The organism is Pseudomonas sp. MWU13-2105, from assembly GCF_023242315.1.
In the GTDB taxonomy this organism is placed as follows: Bacteria; Pseudomonadota; Gammaproteobacteria; order Pseudomonadales; family Pseudomonadaceae; genus Aquipseudomonas.
Genome location: NZ_JALLIY010000020.1, coordinates 39,891 through 58,222, shown reverse-complemented (window position 1 = coordinate 58,222; position 18,332 = coordinate 39,891). Strand labels below are relative to the sequence as shown.

At 61.2% G+C, this 18,332-nt stretch carries 15 protein-coding genes and 1 pseudogene; 9 read left to right on the top strand and 7 right to left on the bottom strand.

The features are described from left to right. Positions 1-405 precede the first annotated feature (405 nt). Entirely contained in the window at positions 406-1,737 is a 1,332-nt protein-coding gene (locus M5B96_RS25945) for an OprD family porin (protein ID WP_248799838.1), read from the top strand. Between the two features lie 399 nt (positions 1,738-2,136). Here the strand turns inward: M5B96_RS25945 and M5B96_RS25940 are convergent, their stop codons facing one another. Next, on the bottom strand, positions 2,137-2,979 hold the full coding sequence (locus tag M5B96_RS25940) for a mechanosensitive ion channel family protein (RefSeq protein WP_248799837.1): 843 nt from the start codon (positions 2,977-2,979) through the stop codon (positions 2,137-2,139). Positions 2,980-3,104: 125 nt separating this feature from the next. Next, on the bottom strand, positions 3,105-3,590 hold the full coding sequence (locus tag M5B96_RS25935) for a YajQ family cyclic di-GMP-binding protein (RefSeq protein ID WP_103496674.1): 486 nt from the start codon (positions 3,588-3,590) through the stop codon (positions 3,105-3,107). A 118-nt stretch (positions 3,591-3,708) separates the two neighbouring features. On the opposite strand from M5B96_RS25935, the gene M5B96_RS25930 reads away from it, so the two are divergent. From M5B96_RS25930 to M5B96_RS25915, 4 genes are all read left to right on the top strand, one after another. Next, entirely contained in the window at positions 3,709-4,662 is a 954-nt protein-coding gene (locus M5B96_RS25930) for a diguanylate cyclase domain-containing protein (RefSeq protein WP_248799836.1), read from the top strand. After that, positions 4,662-5,579 (top strand): putative 2-dehydropantoate 2-reductase, encoded by a 918-nt coding sequence (locus M5B96_RS25925; protein ID WP_248799835.1) that lies wholly within the window; start codon positions 4,662-4,664, stop codon positions 5,577-5,579. Before M5B96_RS25930 ends, M5B96_RS25925 begins: the two co-directional genes overlap by 1 nt. Before the next feature lie 251 nt (positions 5,580-5,830). Next, positions 5,831-7,867 carry an ATP-binding protein gene (locus M5B96_RS25920; protein ID WP_248799834.1) on the top strand — a complete coding sequence of 679 codons (2,037 nt, stop codon included), beginning with the start codon at positions 5,831-5,833 and terminating at the stop codon, positions 7,865-7,867. Positions 7,868-7,869: 2 nt separating this feature from the next. Next, complete coding sequence (locus tag M5B96_RS25915) at positions 7,870-8,454, top strand: cob(I)yrinic acid a,c-diamide adenosyltransferase (RefSeq protein ID WP_248799833.1); 585 nt, start codon at positions 7,870-7,872, stop codon at positions 8,452-8,454. Positions 8,455-8,651: 197 nt separating this feature from the next. Here the strand turns inward: M5B96_RS25915 and M5B96_RS25910 are convergent, their stop codons facing one another. The 3 genes from M5B96_RS25910 to secA form a co-directional block, all read right to left on the bottom strand. After that, positions 8,652-9,593, bottom strand: a complete 942-nt coding sequence (locus M5B96_RS25910; protein ID WP_248799832.1) for a Nudix family hydrolase — start codon at positions 9,591-9,593, stop codon at positions 8,652-8,654. Positions 9,594-9,621: 28 nt separating this feature from the next. Beyond that, positions 9,622-10,839, bottom strand: coding sequence for a bifunctional glutamate N-acetyltransferase/amino-acid acetyltransferase ArgJ (gene argJ, locus M5B96_RS25905; RefSeq protein ID WP_248799831.1), 1,218 nt, complete (start codon positions 10,837-10,839; stop codon positions 9,622-9,624). 123 nt (positions 10,840-10,962) lie between these two features. Beyond that, on the bottom strand, positions 10,963-13,698 hold the full coding sequence (secA, locus tag M5B96_RS25900; protein WP_248799830.1) for a preprotein translocase subunit SecA: 2,736 nt from the start codon (positions 13,696-13,698) through the stop codon (positions 10,963-10,965). 307 nt (positions 13,699-14,005) lie between these two features. On the opposite strand from secA, the gene M5B96_RS25895 reads away from it, so the two are divergent. From M5B96_RS25895 to M5B96_RS32830, 3 genes and pseudogenes are all read left to right on the top strand, one after another. Beyond that, complete coding sequence (locus M5B96_RS25895) at positions 14,006-14,461, top strand: DUF721 domain-containing protein (RefSeq protein ID WP_248799829.1); 456 nt, start codon at positions 14,006-14,008, stop codon at positions 14,459-14,461. Positions 14,462-14,633: 172 nt separating this feature from the next. Beyond that, a pseudogene (locus M5B96_RS32835) lies at positions 14,634-15,665 on the top strand (cache domain-containing protein); the annotation flags it as partial. Positions 15,666-15,758: 93 nt separating this feature from the next. Continuing rightward, complete coding sequence (locus M5B96_RS32830; protein WP_412548653.1) at positions 15,759-16,523, top strand: methyl-accepting chemotaxis protein; 765 nt, start codon at positions 15,759-15,761, stop codon at positions 16,521-16,523. Here the strand turns inward: M5B96_RS32830 and M5B96_RS25885 are convergent. Both M5B96_RS25885 and purU read right to left on the bottom strand, forming a co-directional pair. Continuing rightward, positions 16,513-16,713, bottom strand: coding sequence for a hypothetical protein (locus M5B96_RS25885; protein WP_248799827.1), 201 nt, complete (start codon positions 16,711-16,713; stop codon positions 16,513-16,515). The two genes, M5B96_RS32830 and M5B96_RS25885, sit on opposite strands and share 11 nt — an antisense overlap. 30 nt (positions 16,714-16,743) lie before the next feature. Next, entirely contained in the window at positions 16,744-17,592 is an 849-nt protein-coding gene (gene purU / locus M5B96_RS25880) for a formyltetrahydrofolate deformylase (RefSeq protein ID WP_248799826.1), read from the bottom strand. A 348-nt stretch (positions 17,593-17,940) separates the two neighbouring features. Between purU and mvaT the strand changes: the two genes are divergently transcribed. Next, positions 17,941-18,318, top strand: a complete 378-nt coding sequence (gene mvaT, locus M5B96_RS25875) for a histone-like nucleoid-structuring protein MvaT (protein WP_248799825.1) — start codon at positions 17,941-17,943, stop codon at positions 18,316-18,318. The last annotated feature ends 14 nt before the right edge of the window (positions 18,319-18,332 follow it).

Below are 18,332 nucleotides of genomic sequence, written 5' to 3'. Positions count from 1 at the left end.
TTTTTTCCCACGAATTTTTCACTTTGTGCATGCTTGTTGCATCGGTGAGTGAATAGTCGCGACAGAGGGTCGGCCCGGACGCTGAAGCCCCTGCGACATCGTAACAACGCAGCACAGTGCGCCCATGGAGAGTTCAGGGCTTGAACATAGACGATTTGTTTCTATGCTCATGCCTCTGAAAATAGCGCTGAAGTTGTACAGCCGCTGTATAAGGGCTGTGAATTTGCGACATGGAGCTAGCTTTTTGCGACAGGGTCGTAAAGAAGCCGCAAGGATAGGTGTGCAAGTATCGCCAAGTTTGTCAGCGTGATATAAGTTTGCGCCGACACAAAAAAGAAAGAGCCGCCCAGACAAAAATACAGGTGGGACGGCAGTACTCTTCCTAAACCAAAGGAGCAAATCACGATGCGCGTGATGAAGTGGAGCATGATCGCCCTGGCTGTTACCGCAGCAGGTTCGCAAGTGGCTATGGCCGACCCGTTCGTAACCTCTCAGGCTGATGCCAAGGGTTTCGTTGAAGGTGCTTCGGCTGGCGTTGTTCTGAAGAACTACTATTTCAACCGACACAAGCTGGCTCCGCAGAGTCATGACCAGAGAGACTGGACCCAAGGCTTCCTGGGCACATTCAGCTCCGGCTACACCCAAGGTACTGTTGGGGTAAAGGTTGAAGGCTTTGGCGATGCGGGCTACAAGCTGGACGGTGCTAACACCATGTCGGGCACTGGCAACATGAGCACCTCGAAAAACGGCGACGTCAACAACAGCTTCGGCAAAGCCGGTGCCGACGTTGCAGTTCGTGTTTCCAAAACCGAGCTGAAGTTCGGTGACTTCAGCCCAAGCACCGCACCTGTATTCGCCGTGGGCGGCAGCCGTCTGTTCCAACAGACCGCTCGTGGCTTCCAACTGCAAAGCAGCGAGATCAAAGACCTCGATCTGGAAGCAGGTCACTTCTACGCCGGTAGCAGCCAGGATAAAACCACTCTGCAAGGTGATCTCTGGACCCAATACGCTAACACCAAGGTCGAAAGCGCTGATTACCTGGGCGGTAAATACGGTATCAATGAGAACCTGACCGTATCCCTCTACGGCGCCAAGTTCCAAGATACCTGGAACCAGTACTACGCCAACACGAACTACACCCTTCCGTTGGCGAGCGATCAGTCCCTGAACTTCGACTTCAACTTCTATCGCACCACCGACACCGGTGCGGCGAAGGCAGGCAAGATCGACAACAACGCTTTCTCGATCGCAGCGGCCTATTCGTTCCTGAAGGCACACACCGTTACTCTGGCATTCCAGAAGATCAACGGCGACACACCATTCGACTACATCGGTGTGGGTGACAACAACCGTGGCGGCGACTCGATCTTCCTGGCGAACTCGATTCAGTACTCCGACTTCAACGGTCCTGGCGAGAAGTCCTGGCAGGCGCGCTACGACCTGAAAATGGCTGAATATGGTGTCCCAGGCCTGAGCTTCATGGCTCGTTATGTTCACGGTGATGGCATCGACGGTACCAAGATGGATGCTACCAGCCCTTACCGTGCCTATGGTTACGGCGAAGACGGTCACCACTTCGAAACCAACCTGGAAGCCAAGTACGTTGTCCAGTCTGGTCCTCTGAAAGATCTGTCTTTCCGTGCACGTCAAGCTTGGCACCGCGGCAACGCCGACCAGGCTGAAGGCAACATCAACGAGTTCCGCCTGATCACTTCGTACCCAATCACCATCCTGTAATCACCTGATTACTTGCTTGATGATGTGACACTCGTTTGAAGAAAGGCCCATCCTGGTGATGGGCCTTTTTTATTGCCCTGGTTATTGAGCCGGGCAACTTGATAGGTAGCTAATAAATAGCAAGCGTTATAGTTGCCCAGGCATCACTTTCCTTGACTGCAGGCGCAAAAAAAGGGCTTTCGCCCCTACCGCCAATCAGTTGAGTCAGTGTGATTTTGAAACTGCCGCGAAACCTGTGGGAGTCGGCTTGCCGGCGATAGCGCTGGTGCATGTAACATCGCTATCGCTGGCAAGCCCGGTTCCTACAGGGACCGGCGTGCTTTCGAAAGGGTAAACAACATCGTTGCCGCCCCTTGAACCCCTGATGCCCGGCCCAGCGGCCAGGCACCAGGACCCCGATTACTTCGCCGACTCTTGCGCAAACATCCGCACCACCTGCTGCGGAAATGGAATCTCGATCCCCTTCGCTTTCAGACGGTCGCGCACCTGCTCATTGAACAGGAAGGTGACATCGCCGAAGTCGGCGGTATTGACCCACACCCGCAAGGACATCGTGATCGAATGAGCCCCCAGAGCGGAGACAACCACCGCCGGCGCCGGATCGGCCAACACCCGGGGATCCTTGGCCATCTCCAGCAGCACCTCGCGGGCCTCCTGCAGATTCGCCTGGAAATCCACGCCGACATCGAACACCACCTTGCGGGTGGCCTGGCGGTTGGCGTTGGTGATGATGCCGTTCGACAGGTTACCGTTGGGCATGATCACCGTCTGGTTGTCGCCGGTACGCAGGATGGTGTGGAAAATCTGGATGCTGTCGACTGTCCCGGTCACCCCTTGCGCGGTGATCGTGTCGCCAATCCGAAACGGCCGGAACAACAGGATCAACACCCCACCGGCGAAATTCGCCAGGCTGCCCTGCAACGCCAGGCCGATGGCCAGGCCCGCCGCACCGATGGCCGCGACGAAGGAGGTGGTCTCCACACCGATCATCGAGGCCACGCTGACGATCAGCAGCACCTTGAGGATGATGTTCGCCAGGCTGCTGATAAACCCCTGCAGCGCCAGGTCGGCATTGCGCAACGCCAGCAACTTGCCCACGCGGTGGGTCAGGTTGTTGATCAACCACCAACCGATGCACAGGGTGACGATGGCCAGCAGCACACGGCTGCCGTATTGCATGATCATCGGAATCCAGGCCTCGGAGGCCTTGACCAACTGATCCACTTGCGCGTTCAAATCCATTGTTCTCTCCGGTTACCATGCGATGACCCGGCGAAACGATGATGGCCGCGCGATGCGGCGCACCGTTTCACCGTGGCTGGGCCCTCCGACGCCGATAACTCCCAGAGGTTCCCTGACAGACTAGATCAGTCGCGGAAATTGTTGAATTGCAGGGGTACGTCGAATTCCTTGGCCCGCAGGTTGGCGATGGCCTCCTGCAGGTCGTCGCGCTTCTTGCCGGTGACCCGCACCTGCTCGCCCTGGATGGCGGCCTGGACCTTGAGTTTGGCGTCCTTGATATGCGCGACGATTTTCTTCGCCGTATCCTTGTCGATACCTTCCTTGAAGGTCGCTTCCTGCTTCATCAGCTTGCCGGACGCATAGGCATCCTTGATTTCCAGGCACTTGACGTCGATCTTGCGCTTGACCAGGGACATGCGCAGGATCTCCAGCATCGCCTCGAGCTGGAACTCGGCTTCGGCCGTCAGGGTGATGGTCTGCTCCTTGTCCTTGAACTCGAAGGAGCCTTTGCCCTTGAGGTCATAACGACGATCCAGTTCCTTGACGGCGTTCTCGACGGCGTTGGTGACTTCGTGCTTGTCCAGTTCGGATACCACGTCGAACGACGGCATCGTATTTCTCCAAAATAAAATCGGCGCGGCTCAATACCGATGGAGCGCGCCCGGTTTGACGGTTAAAATCCGCGAGCATTATAGCGGTTCTTCCCACTCATTCACTTGTGAGTCACCCATGCCGAACCCGGATCTGAGCATTTTGCTGGTGAGTGATGAGAACCTGGCCAGCAGCACGCTGGGCAGCAGCCTCCAGCGCGCGGGTTATCAGGACATTCGTCAGGCCAATGACGGCATCCTGGCACTGGAGCAACTCGACCAGCGGGCCGCCGGCCTGCTGATCTGCGCGGGAAGCGCGGGTCTGGCGCTTGCCGCCAAGGTCCGGCAAAGGGACGAGATGAACGATCACTACACCTACGTGATCCTCATCAGCGAACAATCGCCGGCGATCCTGCTGGACGAGACCTCGGACAACGATATCGATGACCTCCTCGCCCCCGTCGATGTCGAGCGTCATCTACTGACCCGGGTGCTCGCCGCCGACCGCCTGTGCAACACCTTGCAGCGTCTGCGCCAGGAAAACCGTCTGCTGCGCCAGAACATCGCCAGCCTCGAACAGCGCAACCTGGTGGACTCCCTGACCGGCCTGGGCAATGCCCGCTACCTGCGTCAGAAGCTCAACGACAGCCTGCGCCAGGTCCAGGCCCGCGGCGGGGCGATCTGCTATCTGCTGATCGGGATCGAACAGGCCGAGTCGCTGCAACGCCAATATGGCAACGATCTCTACGATGAACTGCTGCAAGCCATCGCCCGCCGCCTGCAACAACTGGTGCGGCCACTGGATGTGCTGGCGCGCCTGGACGAACGGCATTTCGTCCTGATGACCTTGCCGGCCGACCTGCAGGAATGCGCCCCGAGCAGCTTCAAGCGCCTGCATGAAGGCCTGAACCTCAAGACTTTCATGACCAACGCCGGGCCCATCGAGCTCAAGGCCGGCATCAGCCTGATCGGCCTGGACAGCAAGTGCTTCCCGCTGGACCCGCAAACCCTGTTCGACGAGGCCGAGCGCCTGCTGCTCGAGTCCTATGCCGGCGGCGTGGTCAGCGCCAAACGTCTGCCGGCGCGCAGCTGATGAGTACCCACTGGCATGTACTGGGCGCCGGTAGCCTGGGCAGCCTGTGGGCCACCCGGTTGGCCAGGGCCGGCCTGCCGGTCACATTGATTCTGCGCGATGCCGCGCGGCTGGCGGCGTACGAAGCGGCGGGCGGCCTGGTCCTGGTCGAACAGGGCCGCGAACAACGCTTCGCGCTTGCGGCCCAGACTCTCGATGCCGACACGCCCATCGAGCGTCTGCTGGTCGCGTGCAAGGCCTACGACGCCGAAGCCGCGGTGGCCCGCCTCGCCGCGCGCCTCACCGCCGGGGCCGATCTGATCCTGCTGCAAAACGGCCTCGGCAGCCAGGACGCTGTCGCGGCCCGGGCGCCGCACGCGCGTTGCCTGTTCGCCTCCAGCACCGAAGGTGCCTTTCGCGACGGCGACTGGCGGGTGGTGTTCGCCGGTCACGGTTTCACCTGGCTGGGCGACGTCGCTCATCCGCAACCACCGTACTGGCTCGATGACCTGACGCTGGCCGGCATTCCCCACGAATGGAACACCCAGATCCTCACCCGACTCTGGCGCAAGCTGGCGCTCAACTGCGCCATCAATCCGCTGACGGTGCTCTACGACTGCCGCAACGGTGGCTTGCTGGAACACCATTGTGAAGTCGCCACGCTCTGCGCCGAGCTGGCCGAACTGCTCGAATGCTGCGGCCAGCCAGCCGCCGCCAAGGACCTGCACAGTGAAGTACAGCGGGTAATCCAGGCCACGGCGGCGAACTACTCCTCCATGCACCAGGACGTCGCCCAGGGACGGCGCACCGAAATCGGCTACCTGCTGGGATATGCCTGCGCGGCGGCGGCACGCCATCACCGCAACCTGCCGCACCTGAGCCGCCTGTACAACCGGCTGGTAGCCCACCTGATGGCAAAGGGCCTGCCCAGCACCTGAGCGGGTAACCATAGATGCGGGAGCGGTGCTTGCCCGCGAAGCTTTTGGTGACCTCAAGGGCCTCTTCGCGGATAAATCCTGCTCCCACAGCTTTCAGCGGTCTCAAGGGCCTCTTCGCGGCGTTCCGGCGTTCCGGCGTTCCGGCGTTCCGGCGTTCCGGTAAATCCTGCTCCTACAGTTTGATACACTCAAGCAAGGCTCGGCGGTAGAACGCTGCCCGCCGCCATTCGCCTCTCGAAACAGGACAACCGATGCCTCTGCGCCAGCGCCTCGAAAACCTGCCGGTCGGCCAGAAACTCCTCGCCGCCCTGCTGGTCCTGCTGACCACCGTATTGCTGGTCGCCAACCTGACATTCATCAGCGCCGCCTACTGGATCTCCCAGGAGAGCATGGCGCCCCAGGCCTTGCAGACCATCGGTCGGCTGGTGTCGAGCCCGGATCTGATCAGCCAGGCCCTCGACTCGCCGCAAGCCGCCGAAGCCCTGCTCAAGGAACTCGACAGCTACTCGCCGCTGCGCGCCGCCGCCATCTATGACGGCCCGGGCAATCGCCTGGCGCAGTTGCAACATGGCGACCTGCTGAAACTGCCGGAACGCTTTCGCCACATCGAAGCCTGGCGCCTGACCGAGTTTCGCAGCAACCAGGTCGTCGAGATACCGCGCCCGGGCTCGGCACCCGGGCACCTGTTACTGGTGGCCAGCAGCGAACTGCCGGTGGCGTTCTATACCGGCACCCTGACCGCCAGCCTTGGCATCCTGACCTTCAGTATCCTGCTGTGGCTGATCATCGCCCGCCAGATCAAGCGCCTGATCACCCGGCCGATCCACGAACTCGAAGAGCTGTCGCGCCAGGTTACCCGGGAAGAGAACTACTCATTGCGGGCCTCGCGCGGCAACCACGACGAGATCGGCAGCCTGGCCGAAGCCTTCAACACCATGCTGTCGCGGATCGAGGCCCGGGAGCAGCAGCTCAAGCGCGCCCGCGACGACTCCCAGGCCGCCTACGACCAGGCCCAGGGGCTGGCCGAGGAAACCCGCCACACCAACCGCAAGCTGGAACTCGAAGTCCAGGTACGCAGCAAGATCGAGAAAAAGCTCACAGGCTTCCAGAACTACCTCAACAGCATCATCGACTCCATGCCCTCGGCCCTGATCGCCCTGGACGAACAGCTCTATGTCACCCAGTGGAACCAGGAGGCCAGCGCCCTGTCTGGCACGCCGCTGGACGAAGCGCTGAACCAGCCGATCTTCCTCGCCTTCGAACCGCTCAAGCCGTTCCTGCCGCAGCTCAAGGAGACCGTCGAGCAACACAGTGTGACGAAGATCGAGCGGGTGACCTGGATCAAGGACGACGAAGCCCGGCACTATGCCCTGACTTTCTACCCGTTGATGGGCGGGGCCGGACGCGGCGTGGTGATCCGCATCGACGATATCTCCCAGCGCCTGTCGCTGGAGGAAATGATGGTGCAGTCGGAGAAGATGCTCTCGGTCGGCGGTTTGGCGGCCGGCATGGCCCACGAAATCAACAACCCCCTGGGGGCGATCCTGCATAACGTGCAGAACATCCGCCGGCGCCTGTCCCCGGAGCTGCCGAAGAACCTCGAATACGCGCAACAGGCCGGTATCGACCTGGACACCGTCAACCGCTACCTGCAAAGCCGCGAGGTGCCGCAACTGCTCGATGGCATCCAGCAAGCCGGTGCGCGGGCGGCGAAGATCGTCACCCATATGCTCAGTTTCAGCCGACGCAGCAATCGCGAGATGGCCCCCTGCGACCTGCCGGCGCTGATCGATCAGGCGGTGGAGATCGCCGGCAACGACTTCGACCTGACCATCGGCTTCGACTTCAAGGGCCAGGCGATCATCCGTCAGTTCGACCCACAACTGGGACCGGTCCCGGGCACCGCCAACGAGTTGGAACAGGTGCTGCTGAACCTGCTGAAAAACGCCGCCCAGGCCATCCACCAGCGTGAGAACGACAGTGAACCGGGGCGCATTACCCTGCGCACCCGCTTGAATCCGCCCTGGGCCGAAATCCAGGTCGAGGACAACGGTGTCGGCATGCCGGAGCACATTCGCAAACGTACCTTCGAACCATTTTTCACCACCAAGGAAATCGGCCAGGGCACCGGACTGGGCCTGTCGGTGTCCTACTTCATCATCACCAATAACCATAAAGGCCAGATGGAAGTGCAATCGGCGCCGGGGGCAGGTACCTGCGTCACCCTGCGCCTGCCCTTGGCCGGCAGCCAGGCGGCGCTTCCCGAACTGAGCAAAGCGGAGTCTTGAGCATGGGTTTTCGTCTGTCGAAGATTTACACACGCACCGGCGATGCCGGGGAAACGGGACTGGGCGATGGACGTCGGGTGCCAAAGGACCATCCGCGGATCGAAGCCATCGGCGAAGTCGATATGCTCAACAGCCAGTTGGGGCTGCTGCTGGCCGGGTTGGCCGAGCTGGTGGTGATCCATCCGGAGCTGAATGAACTGATCGAAGTGCTGGCGCCGGTTCAGCATCGGTTGTTCGACCTCGGCGGTGAACTGGCGATGCCGACCTACCAGGCCCTCGAGGCCGCCGAAATCCAGCGTCTGGAAAGCGCCATCGACCGCTGGAACGAAGAGTTGGGGCCGCTGGAAAACTTCATCCTGCCGGGTGGCTCGATGCTGATCGCCCAGGCACATGTCTGTCGCAGCCAGGCGCGCAGCGCCGAGCGGCGTTGCCAGCAGTTGAATGCAGTGGAGCCTTTGGGTGAAGTCGGGCTGGCTTACATCAACCGACTGTCGGATCTGCTGTTCGTCGCGGCACGCTTGATTGCACGGCGCGAGAAGATTGCCGAGATATTGTGGGAAGCGGCGAAGAAGCCGATCTCTCACTGAGGATCGAACCGCATTGGACCAGCAGCCGGGCTGAATTTTGTGGCGAGCGGGCTTGCCCGCGCTCGACTGCGAAGCAGTCGTAAAACCGATCACCTCGGTTTGTCTGACAGACCGCGTTAGCTGGTTTCAGGGGCGCTTCGCCCCCCCAGCGCGGGCAAGCCCGCTCGCCACAAGTTCGCGGGACACCCGAACCGTCGTTATTGCGGCCAGAACGCCCGAATACCGGCCACGCCCTGCGCGCCGGCTCCCCAGGCCCGCGGCAACTCATTCGGTCCAACCCCGCCCAGCAGATACACCGGCTTGTTGAAGCCCACGATCAACTGCCCGGCCTGTTCCCAGCCCAAGGGTTGCGCCTCAGGATGGGTCTGCGTCGGCTGCACCGGCGATAGCGTGACGAAATCCACGCCCATCTGTTCGGCCAAGGCCAGCTCTTCAGCGTTATGGCACGAAGCGGCCAACCAGCGCTCCGCCGGCAACGGCCGCCCTGCACTGGCGTACTTGCGCAACTGCGCGGACGTCAGGTGCCAGCCCGCCGACGGGAAGTCTCCCAGCCATTCGAAGGGGCCCTTGAGCATCAGTTGCGCCTTGCCCGCACACAAGCCCACCGCATCCACCGCCAGATCGCGGTATTGCGGGTCATAGCCGTTGGGCGCCCGCAGCTGGACCAGCTTGATCCCACCGGCAATCGCCTTCTGGATCCCCTTGAGCAACTGCGGGGTCTCCAGGCCGTCCGGGGTAATCAGATACCCGGCCGGCAAACGCGCTGCCGCGACAATCGGCTGATTGGCCGCCGGAAACTCATAGTCGGCCAGTTCCCGGGCGCTGACCCAGGCCAGCGGCTGGCCTTCGGCACCGTGGGGTTCGCCGGTAAAGGCGGAAACCTCCCAGACATCCAGCAACACCTGCTTGTCCGGGTAATCGTGGCGGACCTTGATCAACGGTCGGGCGGCACTGACCACAATGCCCAGTTCTTCCTGGAGCTCGCGCGCCAGGGCCACCTCGACGGCTTCGCCGTCCTCGACCTTGCCACCGGGAAACTCCCAGAGACCGCCCTGGTGCTGGGTATCCGCCCGCCGGGCAATCAGGATGCGACCGTCAACACCACGGATAACCGCCGCCGCCACATGAACGCGTTTCACGTTGAAACCTCCTGCTCGAACCTATGGATCAGGTGCGATATTCCGCGTTGATCTTCACATACTCGTGGGACAGGTCGGTGGTCCAGATGGTTTCACTGCACTGGCCACGGCCCAACTCGATACGAATGGTGATTTCTTCCCGAGCCATCACCGCCGAACCCTGTTCCTCGGTGTAGCTCGCCGCGCGGGCACCACGGCTGGCGATGCAGACTTCGCCCAGGAATACATCGATCTTGCTCACATCCAGTTCCGGCACGCCGGCACGGCCGACGGCAGCGAGGATACGGCCCCAGTTCGGATCGGAGGCGAACAGCGCGGTCTTGATCAGCGGCGAATGCGCAACGGTGTAACCGACATCCAGGCATTCCTGGTGATTGCCACCACCGTTGACTTCGACGGTGACGAACTTGGTCGCACCCTCGCCGTCACGGACGATAGCCTGGGCCACGTCCATGCAGACTTCGAACACAGCCTTTTTCAACGCGTCGAACAACGGACCGCGGGCCTCGGTGATTTCCGGCAGCCCGGCCTGACCGGTGGCGATCAGCATGCAGCAATCGTTGGTCGAAGTGTCGCCGTCGATGGTGATGCGATTGAACGACTTGTTGGCACCGTCCAGGATCAGGCTGTGCAAGACCTCGCGGGAGACCTTGGCGTCAGTGGCGATGTAGCCGAGCATGGTCGCCATGTTCGGGCGGATCATCCCCGCACCCTTGCTGATCCCGGTGACGGTGATGGTCACGCCGTCATGCTGGAACTGACGGCTGGCTCCCTTGGGCAGGGTGTCGGTGGTCATGATGCCGGTGGCGGCAGCGGCCCAGTTGTCCACGGACAGGTCATCCAGGGCGGCCTGCAAGGCACCTTCGATTTTTTCCACCGGCAACGGCTCGCCGATCACCCCGGTGGAGTACGGCAGTACTGCGCTGGCGTCGACACCGGTCAGCTCGGCCAGCTTGGCGCAGGTCCGCGCGGCGGCGGCCAGGCCCGGCTCGCCGGTACCGGCGTTGGCATTGCCGGTGTTGGTCAACAGATAACGCACGGTGCCCTGGACGCGCTGCTTGGCCAGGATCACCGGAGCGGCACAAAATGCGTTGAGGGTGAACACCCCCGCCACCGTGGAACCTTCGGCACAGCGCATCACTACCACATCCTTGCGCCCCGGGCGCTTGATGCCGGCCGAGGCGATACCGAGTTCAAAACCGGCAACCGGGTGCAACGTGGGCAAAGGACCAAGACCAACAGCCATGAATGCGCTCCTTTCAATGGGATGTCTGCACTGCCGTTACAAGGGCAGTGTTGCAAATGGAAAAACGCCGCGACGGCATGCCGGTCGCGGCGCGGATATTTCAAGGTTCAGACCCGCAAGGGCTTAGCTGATCTGACCGTGGCAGTGTTTGTACTTCTTGCCCGAACCGCAGTAGCACAGTTCGTTACGGCCAAGCTTCTGCTCGTTGCGCACCGGCGCGGTGGCCAGGGCAACATCAACTTCTTCGCCGAGGACTTCCGGCGCGTCCAGGCCCGGTGCTTCAGCGTGTTCGAACTGCATGCGCTGAGCCAGGGCTTCGGCTTCCTGACGCAGGCGCGCCTCTTCTTCGACCGGGTCTTCGCGACGCACCTGGACGTGGGACAGGACGCGGATCGAATCGCGCTTGATCGAGTCCAGCAGCTCGGAGAACAGGGTGAACGACTCGCGCTTGTATTCCTGCTTCGGGTTCTTCTGCGCATAACCACGCAAGTGGATGCCGTGACGCAGGTGATCCATGGTCGACAGGTGGTCTTTCCACAGGTCGTCGAGAACCCGCAGTACGATCTGCTTCTCGAAGGTGCGCAGTGCTTCGGCACTGGCCTGCTCTTCTTTTTCGTTGTACGCCAGCAGCAGCTCGTTGAGCAGCTTCTCGCGCAGGGTCTCTTCGTACAGGTGATCGTCTTCGTCGAGCCACTGCTGGATCGGCAGTTTCACCCCGAAATCGTTCTGCAGGGCCGACTCCAGGCCCGCCACGTCCCACTGCTCGGGCAGCGACTGTGGAGGAATATGGGCACTGACGGTGGCGTTGAGCACGTCCTGACGGAAGTCGGCGATGGTTTCACCGATATTGTCGGCGGCCAGCAACGTGTTACGCATGTGATAGATCACTTTACGCTGTTCGTTGTTGACGTCGTCGAACTCGAGCAATTGCTTGCGAATGTCGAAGTTGCGGCCTTCGACCTTGCGCTGGGCCTTTTCGATGGCGTTGGTCACCATGCGGTGCTCGATCGCTTCGCCAGGCTGCATGCCCAGGGCCTTCATGAAGTTCTTCACCCGGTCCGAGGCGAAGATGCGCATCAGGCTGTCTTCCAGGGACAGGTAGAAACGGCTGGAACCGGCGTCACCCTGACGACCGGCGCGACCGCGCAACTGGTTGTCGATACGCCGCGATTCGTGACGCTCGGAGGCGATCACCTGCAAGCCGCCCGATTCGAGCACCTGCTGGTGACGCTTCTGCCAGTCGGCCTTGATCTGGGCAATCTGCTCAGGGGTCGGGTTGTCCAGGGCCGCCACTTCGACTTCCCAGTTACCGCCCAACAGGATGTCGGTACCGCGACCGGCCATGTTGGTGGCGATGGTCAGGGCGCCAGGGCGACCGGCCTGGGCGATGATTTCCGCTTCCTTCTCGTGGAACTTGGCGTTCAGGACCTTGTGCTCGATGTTCTCCTGATTGAGCAGGCTGGACATGTGCTCGGAGGTCTCGATGGTCGCCGTACCCACCAGCACCGGACGGCCCTGGGCCAGGGACTCCTTGATGTCGGTGATGATCGCCGCGTACTTCTCTTCGGCGGTGAGGAACACCAGGTCGTTGTAGTCCTTGCGAGCCAACGGCTTGTTCGGCGGGATGACCGTCACTTGCAGGCCGTAGATCTGGTGGAACTCGAAGGCTTCGGTGTCCGCGGTACCGGTCATGCCGGACAGCTTGGTGTACAGGCGGAAGTAGTTCTGGAAGGTGGTCGACGCCAACGTCTGGCTTTCGGCCTGGATATTGAGGTTTTCCTTGGCCTCGATGGCCTGGTGCAGGCCCTCGGACAGGCGACGCCCGGGCATGGTCCGCCCGGTGTGTTCGTCCACCAGGACCACCTGGCCGTCCTGGACGATGTATTCGACATTGCGATTGAACAGCTTGTGGGCGCGCAGGCCGGCATATACGTGGGTCAGCAGGCCCAGGTTGTGCGCCGAGTAGAGGCTCTCGCCCTCGGCCAGCAGGCCGACCTGGGTCAGCATCTCTTCGATGAACTGGTGACCGGCTTCGTTCAGCTCGACCTGACGGGTCTTCTCGTCGACGGTGAAGTGGCCTTCCTTGGTCACCACGCCTTCCACTTCCTCGACGTGCAGCTGGAGGCGCGGGATCAGCTTGTTGATCTCGGTGTACAGCCGCGAGCTGTCTTCGGCCTGGCCGGAGATGATCAGCGGGGTACGGGCTTCGTCGATCAGGATGGAGTCGACTTCGTCGATCACGGCGAAGTTCAGCTCGCGCTGGAACTTCTCTTCCATGCTGAACGCCATGTTGTCGCGCAGGTAGTCGAAACCGAATTCGTTGTTGGTGCCGTAGGTAATGTCCGCGGCGTAGGCGGCACGCTTCTCTTCCGGCGGCTGGAACGGCGTGACCACGCCGACCGTCAGGCCGAGGAACTCATAGAGCGGACGCATCCAGTTGGCGTCGCGGCGGGCCAGGTAGTCGTTCACCGTCACCACATGCACGCCCTTGCCGGACAGCGCGTTGAGGTAGACGCCCAGGGTCGCCACCAGGGTTTTACCCTCACCGGTGCGCATTTCCGCGATCATGCCTTCATGCAAGGTCATGCCGCCGATCAACTGCACGTCGAAGTGGCGCATGCCCATCACCCGCTTGCCGGCTTCGCGAGCAACCGCGAAGGCTTCGGGCAGGAGTTTGTCGAGGGTCTCACCTTGGGCTATGCGGGCCTTGAACTCTCCGGTCTTGGCACGCAACTGCTCGTCCGAAAGGGCCACCATTTGCTCTTCGAAGGCATTGACGATCTGTACCGTCTTGAGCATGCGTTTGACTTCACGCTCATTCTTGCTTCCAAAAAGTTTCTTTAACAAAGGCGCAAACATATCGGCAGGTTCTTCCACACATAGGGATGGAGGGCGGCCCCGTGAGTCGCCCGAGCAGCCCTCATGGCCGCATGCGAACGAGTATTCTACCCGGAAACGATGGTGAGGAAAGTGGCGTTGATCCACGATACTGGCACAGCGCTGTGACGGGGCCACTCTAAAATAAGGTCTTTTTCCCGAACTTCAAGCCATCGAGCGCAGACGTTGACCGCGGACTTTAGGGCCAAAGACGATTCACATCAATGGCCGCAGGTAGAGCGGGTGCTTCTGCTACCATGGCGACTCTGTTTCTTCAGGTGTCTGAATAATGGCATTTCGCCCTCTCACGGCCCGGGCACCCGCCGCCCTGCTTCGCGAAGCCAAGCCGCTGAAAGCCATTTTCAGCCATGCCCAACGTCTCGCGCATTTGCAGCGCCTGGTGGAAAGCCAATTGCAACCCGCGGCCCGCGAACACTGCCACGTGGCTTCGTGGCGTGAAGGCAGCCTGCTACTGATCGTCACCGACGGGCACTGGGCGACCCGCCTGCGTTACCAGCAAAAACGCCTGCAACGGCAATTACAGGCGTTCGAGGTATTCGAAAGCCTGACCCGCATCCTGTTCAAGGTGCAGCCACCGACCGTCCCCCAGGGCGCGGTGGGACACACCATGGACTTGTCCATGAATGCGGCGCAAACCATCCAGGACACCGCCGACGGTATCAGCGATCCGAACCTGCGCGCCGCCCTGGAGCGCCTGGCCAGCCACGCCAAGCCCAAGGCCTGAGCCACCGGGCAACTGCTCAGCACTGGCATCCCGACGCCATCCCGAGAAGCTCGCCGACCTCGTCCGCTCGGCGGGACGTCGGCGCCCTGGTTAATCTTTGCGCCGGCCTGGTCGATAGCAAGGCGCTAACCCAGAAAACTATCAAAACAACAATCCGGCCCTCCCCCAAGAAATGAACAAAAACCTCAAATTCAGCCACAAGATCCTGCTCGCCGCATCGCTGATCGTGCTGGCCGCCTTCTCGTTGTTCACGCTGTACAACGACTACCTGCAACGCAATGCGATCCGCGACGACCTCAACAGTTATCTGCATGAGATGGGTGGCGTCGCCGCCAACGACATCCAGACCTGGCTGAACGGCCGCAGCCTGCTGGTCGAAAACCTGGCCCAGTCGGTCGCCCTCAACGCCGATCCGGCCAACGTCTCCAACCTGCTGGAACAGAAGGCCATCACCTCGACGTTCATGGGTGCCTACCTGGGCAACAAGGACGGCAGCTTCATGATCCGCCCGGACAGCAAGATGCCCGACGGCTATGACCCGCGCGCCCGCCCCTGGTACAAGAGTGCCGAGAACAGCAACAGCGCGGCGCTGACCGAACCCTATATCGACCTGGCGTCCGGACAATTGGTGATTTCCATCGTCAACACCGTGCGCAAGGCCGGCCAGGGCATCGGCGTGGTCGGCGGCGACCTGAGCCTGCAAGCCATCGCCGACAGCCTCAGCGCCCTGAGTTTCGCCGGCAACGGCTACGCCTTCCTGGTCAGCGCCGACGGCAAGATCCTGGTCCATCCGGACAAGGCCCTGGTGATGAAAAACCTCAGCGATGCCTATCCCCGGGACACTCCGCGCATCGGCAACGAGATCAGCGAAACCGAGGTCAACGGCAAGACCCGCATCGTCGCCTTCGCCCCGATCAAGGGCCTGTCCTCGGTCACCTGGTATGTCGGCCTGTCCGTGGACAAGGACAAGGCCTTCTCGATGCTCAGCAAATTCCGCAGCTCGGCCGCGGTTGCCACCACCGTCGCCGTGCTGATCATCATCGCCCTGCTCGGCCTGCTGATCCGCGCGCTGATGCAACCGCTGCACGTGATGACCCGCGCCATGCAGGATATCGCCGACGGTGAAGGCGACCTGACCCGCCGCCTGACGATCGAGTCCCAGGACGAGTTCGGGCTCCTCGGCAGCGCCTTCAACCGCTTCGTCGAACGTATCCACACCTCGATTCGCGAAGTTTCCTCGGCGACCCAGCAGGTCAACGAAGTGGCCCTGCGGGTGGTCAGCGCCTCCAACTCATCGATGCTCAACTCCGATGAACAGGCCAACCGCACCAACAGTGTCGCCGCGGCGATCAACCAGTTGGGCGCCGCCGCCCAGGAAATCGCCCGCAATGCCGCCCAGGCCTCGACCCAGGCCAGCGACGCCCGCGGCCTGGCCGCGGACGGTCAGCAGGTGGTGGAGCGCAGTATCAAGGCTATGCACCAGCTGTCGGAAATGCTCGCCACCTCCAGCACCAACATCGAATCGCTGAACAGCAAGACGGTGAATATCGGGCAGATTCTCGAAGTGATCACCAGCATTTCCCAGCAAACCAACCTGCTGGCCCTCAATGCCGCCATCGAGGCAGCCCGGGCCGGTGAGGCCGGACGCGGGTTTGCGGTGGTCGCGGACGAAGTGCGCAACCTGGCTCACCGTACCCAGGAATCGGCCCAGCAAGTCCAGACCATGATTGAGGAGCTGCAGGTCGGTGCCCGGGAGTCGGTCGGCACCATGGGCCAGAGCCAGCGCCACAGCCAGGAAAGCGTGGAAATCGCCAACCTGGCCGGCGAGCGCTTGAGCAGCGTGACCCTGCGGATCGGCGAGATCGACGGCATGAACCAGTCCGTCGCCACCGCGACCGAAGAACAAACCTCGGTGGTCGAGTCGATCAACATGGACATCAGCGAGATCAACACCCTCAATCAGGAAGGCGTGGAAAACCTGCAATCGACCCTGCGGGCCTGTGCCGACCTGGAACAGCAGGCGGCACGGTTGAAACAACTGGTAGGCAGTTTCAGGATTTAAGCGACGCGCAATCCCCGCGGGAGTTTTCGGCCTTGGCCTCTTCTTCCCGCAAGCGCTGCCAGAGCTCGGCGGCACCGGGAAACTCGGTGCCGTCTTCACTGCTCATGGCGTCGCTGTCGTAACGGCTCAGACAACCTTCACCCACGGTCGGCGGCGCCTTGGAGGTTGCCTTGTCGAGTGGATCGCTCATTGCCACGCCTCCAGGCCCGTCAACGGGCTGTCAGAACACCACGGTCTTGTTGCCGTGCACCAGCACACGATCTTCCAGGTGATAACGCAGGCCACGGGCCAACACCATCTTCTCGACATCGCGACCGAAACGCACCATGTCCTCGATACTATCACTGTGACTTACACGCACCACGTCCTGCTCGATGATCGGGCCGGCATCCAACTCCTCGGTTACATAGTGGCAAGTTGCCCCAATCAACTTCACGCCCCGCAGGGACGCCTGGTGATACGGCTTGGCACCGACGAACGACGGCAGGAAGCTGTGATGGATGTTGATCACTTTGTGCGCATATTCCTGGCACAGTTGTGGCGGCAGGATCTGCATGTAGCGCGCCAGTACCACCACATCGGCCTGGTGATGCTTGACCAGGCGCGATACTTCGGCAAAGGCGGGCTCTTTGTCCTGAGGATTCACCGGCACGTGATAATAAGGAATACCGTGCCACTCGACCATGCTGCGCAGGTCGTCGTGGTTGGAAATCACGCAGGCGATCTGGCAATCCAGCTCGTCGCTGTGCCAGCGATGCAACAGGTCCGCCAGGCAATGGGACTCGCGACTGGCCATCAGCACCACGCGCTTCTTCTGCTCGGTATCGGTGATGCGCCAGGTCATGGAAAATTCTTCGGCGATCGGCGCAAACGCCTCACGAAAGGCCTCCAGGCCAAACGGCAGGCTGTCGGCACGAATCTCGTGACGCATGAAGAACCAGCCACTGAGGTTGTCGGAGTGATGGCTCGCTTCGGTGATCCAACCGTTGTAAGACGCCAGAAAGTTACTGACTTTGGCAACGATGCCAACGCGGTCGGGGCAGGCAATCACCAGCCGGAAAGTGCGCATGAGGGGGAAACTCCAGAACTTCGCAAAGGTCGTCATTCTAGCGAGTACGCGGAAAAACTGCAGTATTCGTTGCACCGGAGCCCCACTCCCGCCCACCCAGGGCTTCTCCCCTCGTCTGTAGTGGGCGTTCCCCGATGCCTCGGCGCAACACCACGATAATTCAAACATCGTCACAACAAGACAGCTCTTGGCCGCCGCGCCGAAAACATCTAAGTCTCTGACAAGGCCGTGCCTAAGTTTCAAATTAAATGCAATAAACTCTCTATTAAATGTTTACTTGCTCAAACACTCTGACTACTATTGCGTCACTGTACCCCTGTCGTCCTGACTCAACATAAGGTAGTGTCCATGTCCCTGATCCAGAAATACCACGACACCAAGAACGCCATCCAAGAACTGCAGGCCCAAATGGCTGCAATGGAAAAAGACGGCGCGCTGAAAAAAGAAATGGAATTCGAAAGCAAACTGCGCACTCTGCTGGGCGAGTACAACAAGTCGCTGGTAGACGTCATCTCCATTCTGGACCCACAAGCCAAATCCGGCAAAGCCGTACGCGGCGCCGTGAAAACCACCGGCACCAAGCGCGCGCGCAAGGTCAAGCAATACAAGAACCCGCACAATGGTGAAGTGATCGAAACCAAAGGCGGCAACCACAAGACTCTGAAAGAGTGGAAAGCCAAGTGGGGCGGCGACGTGGTTGAAGGCTGGGCTACCCTGCTGGGCTAAGCCAAGCCGGTCAC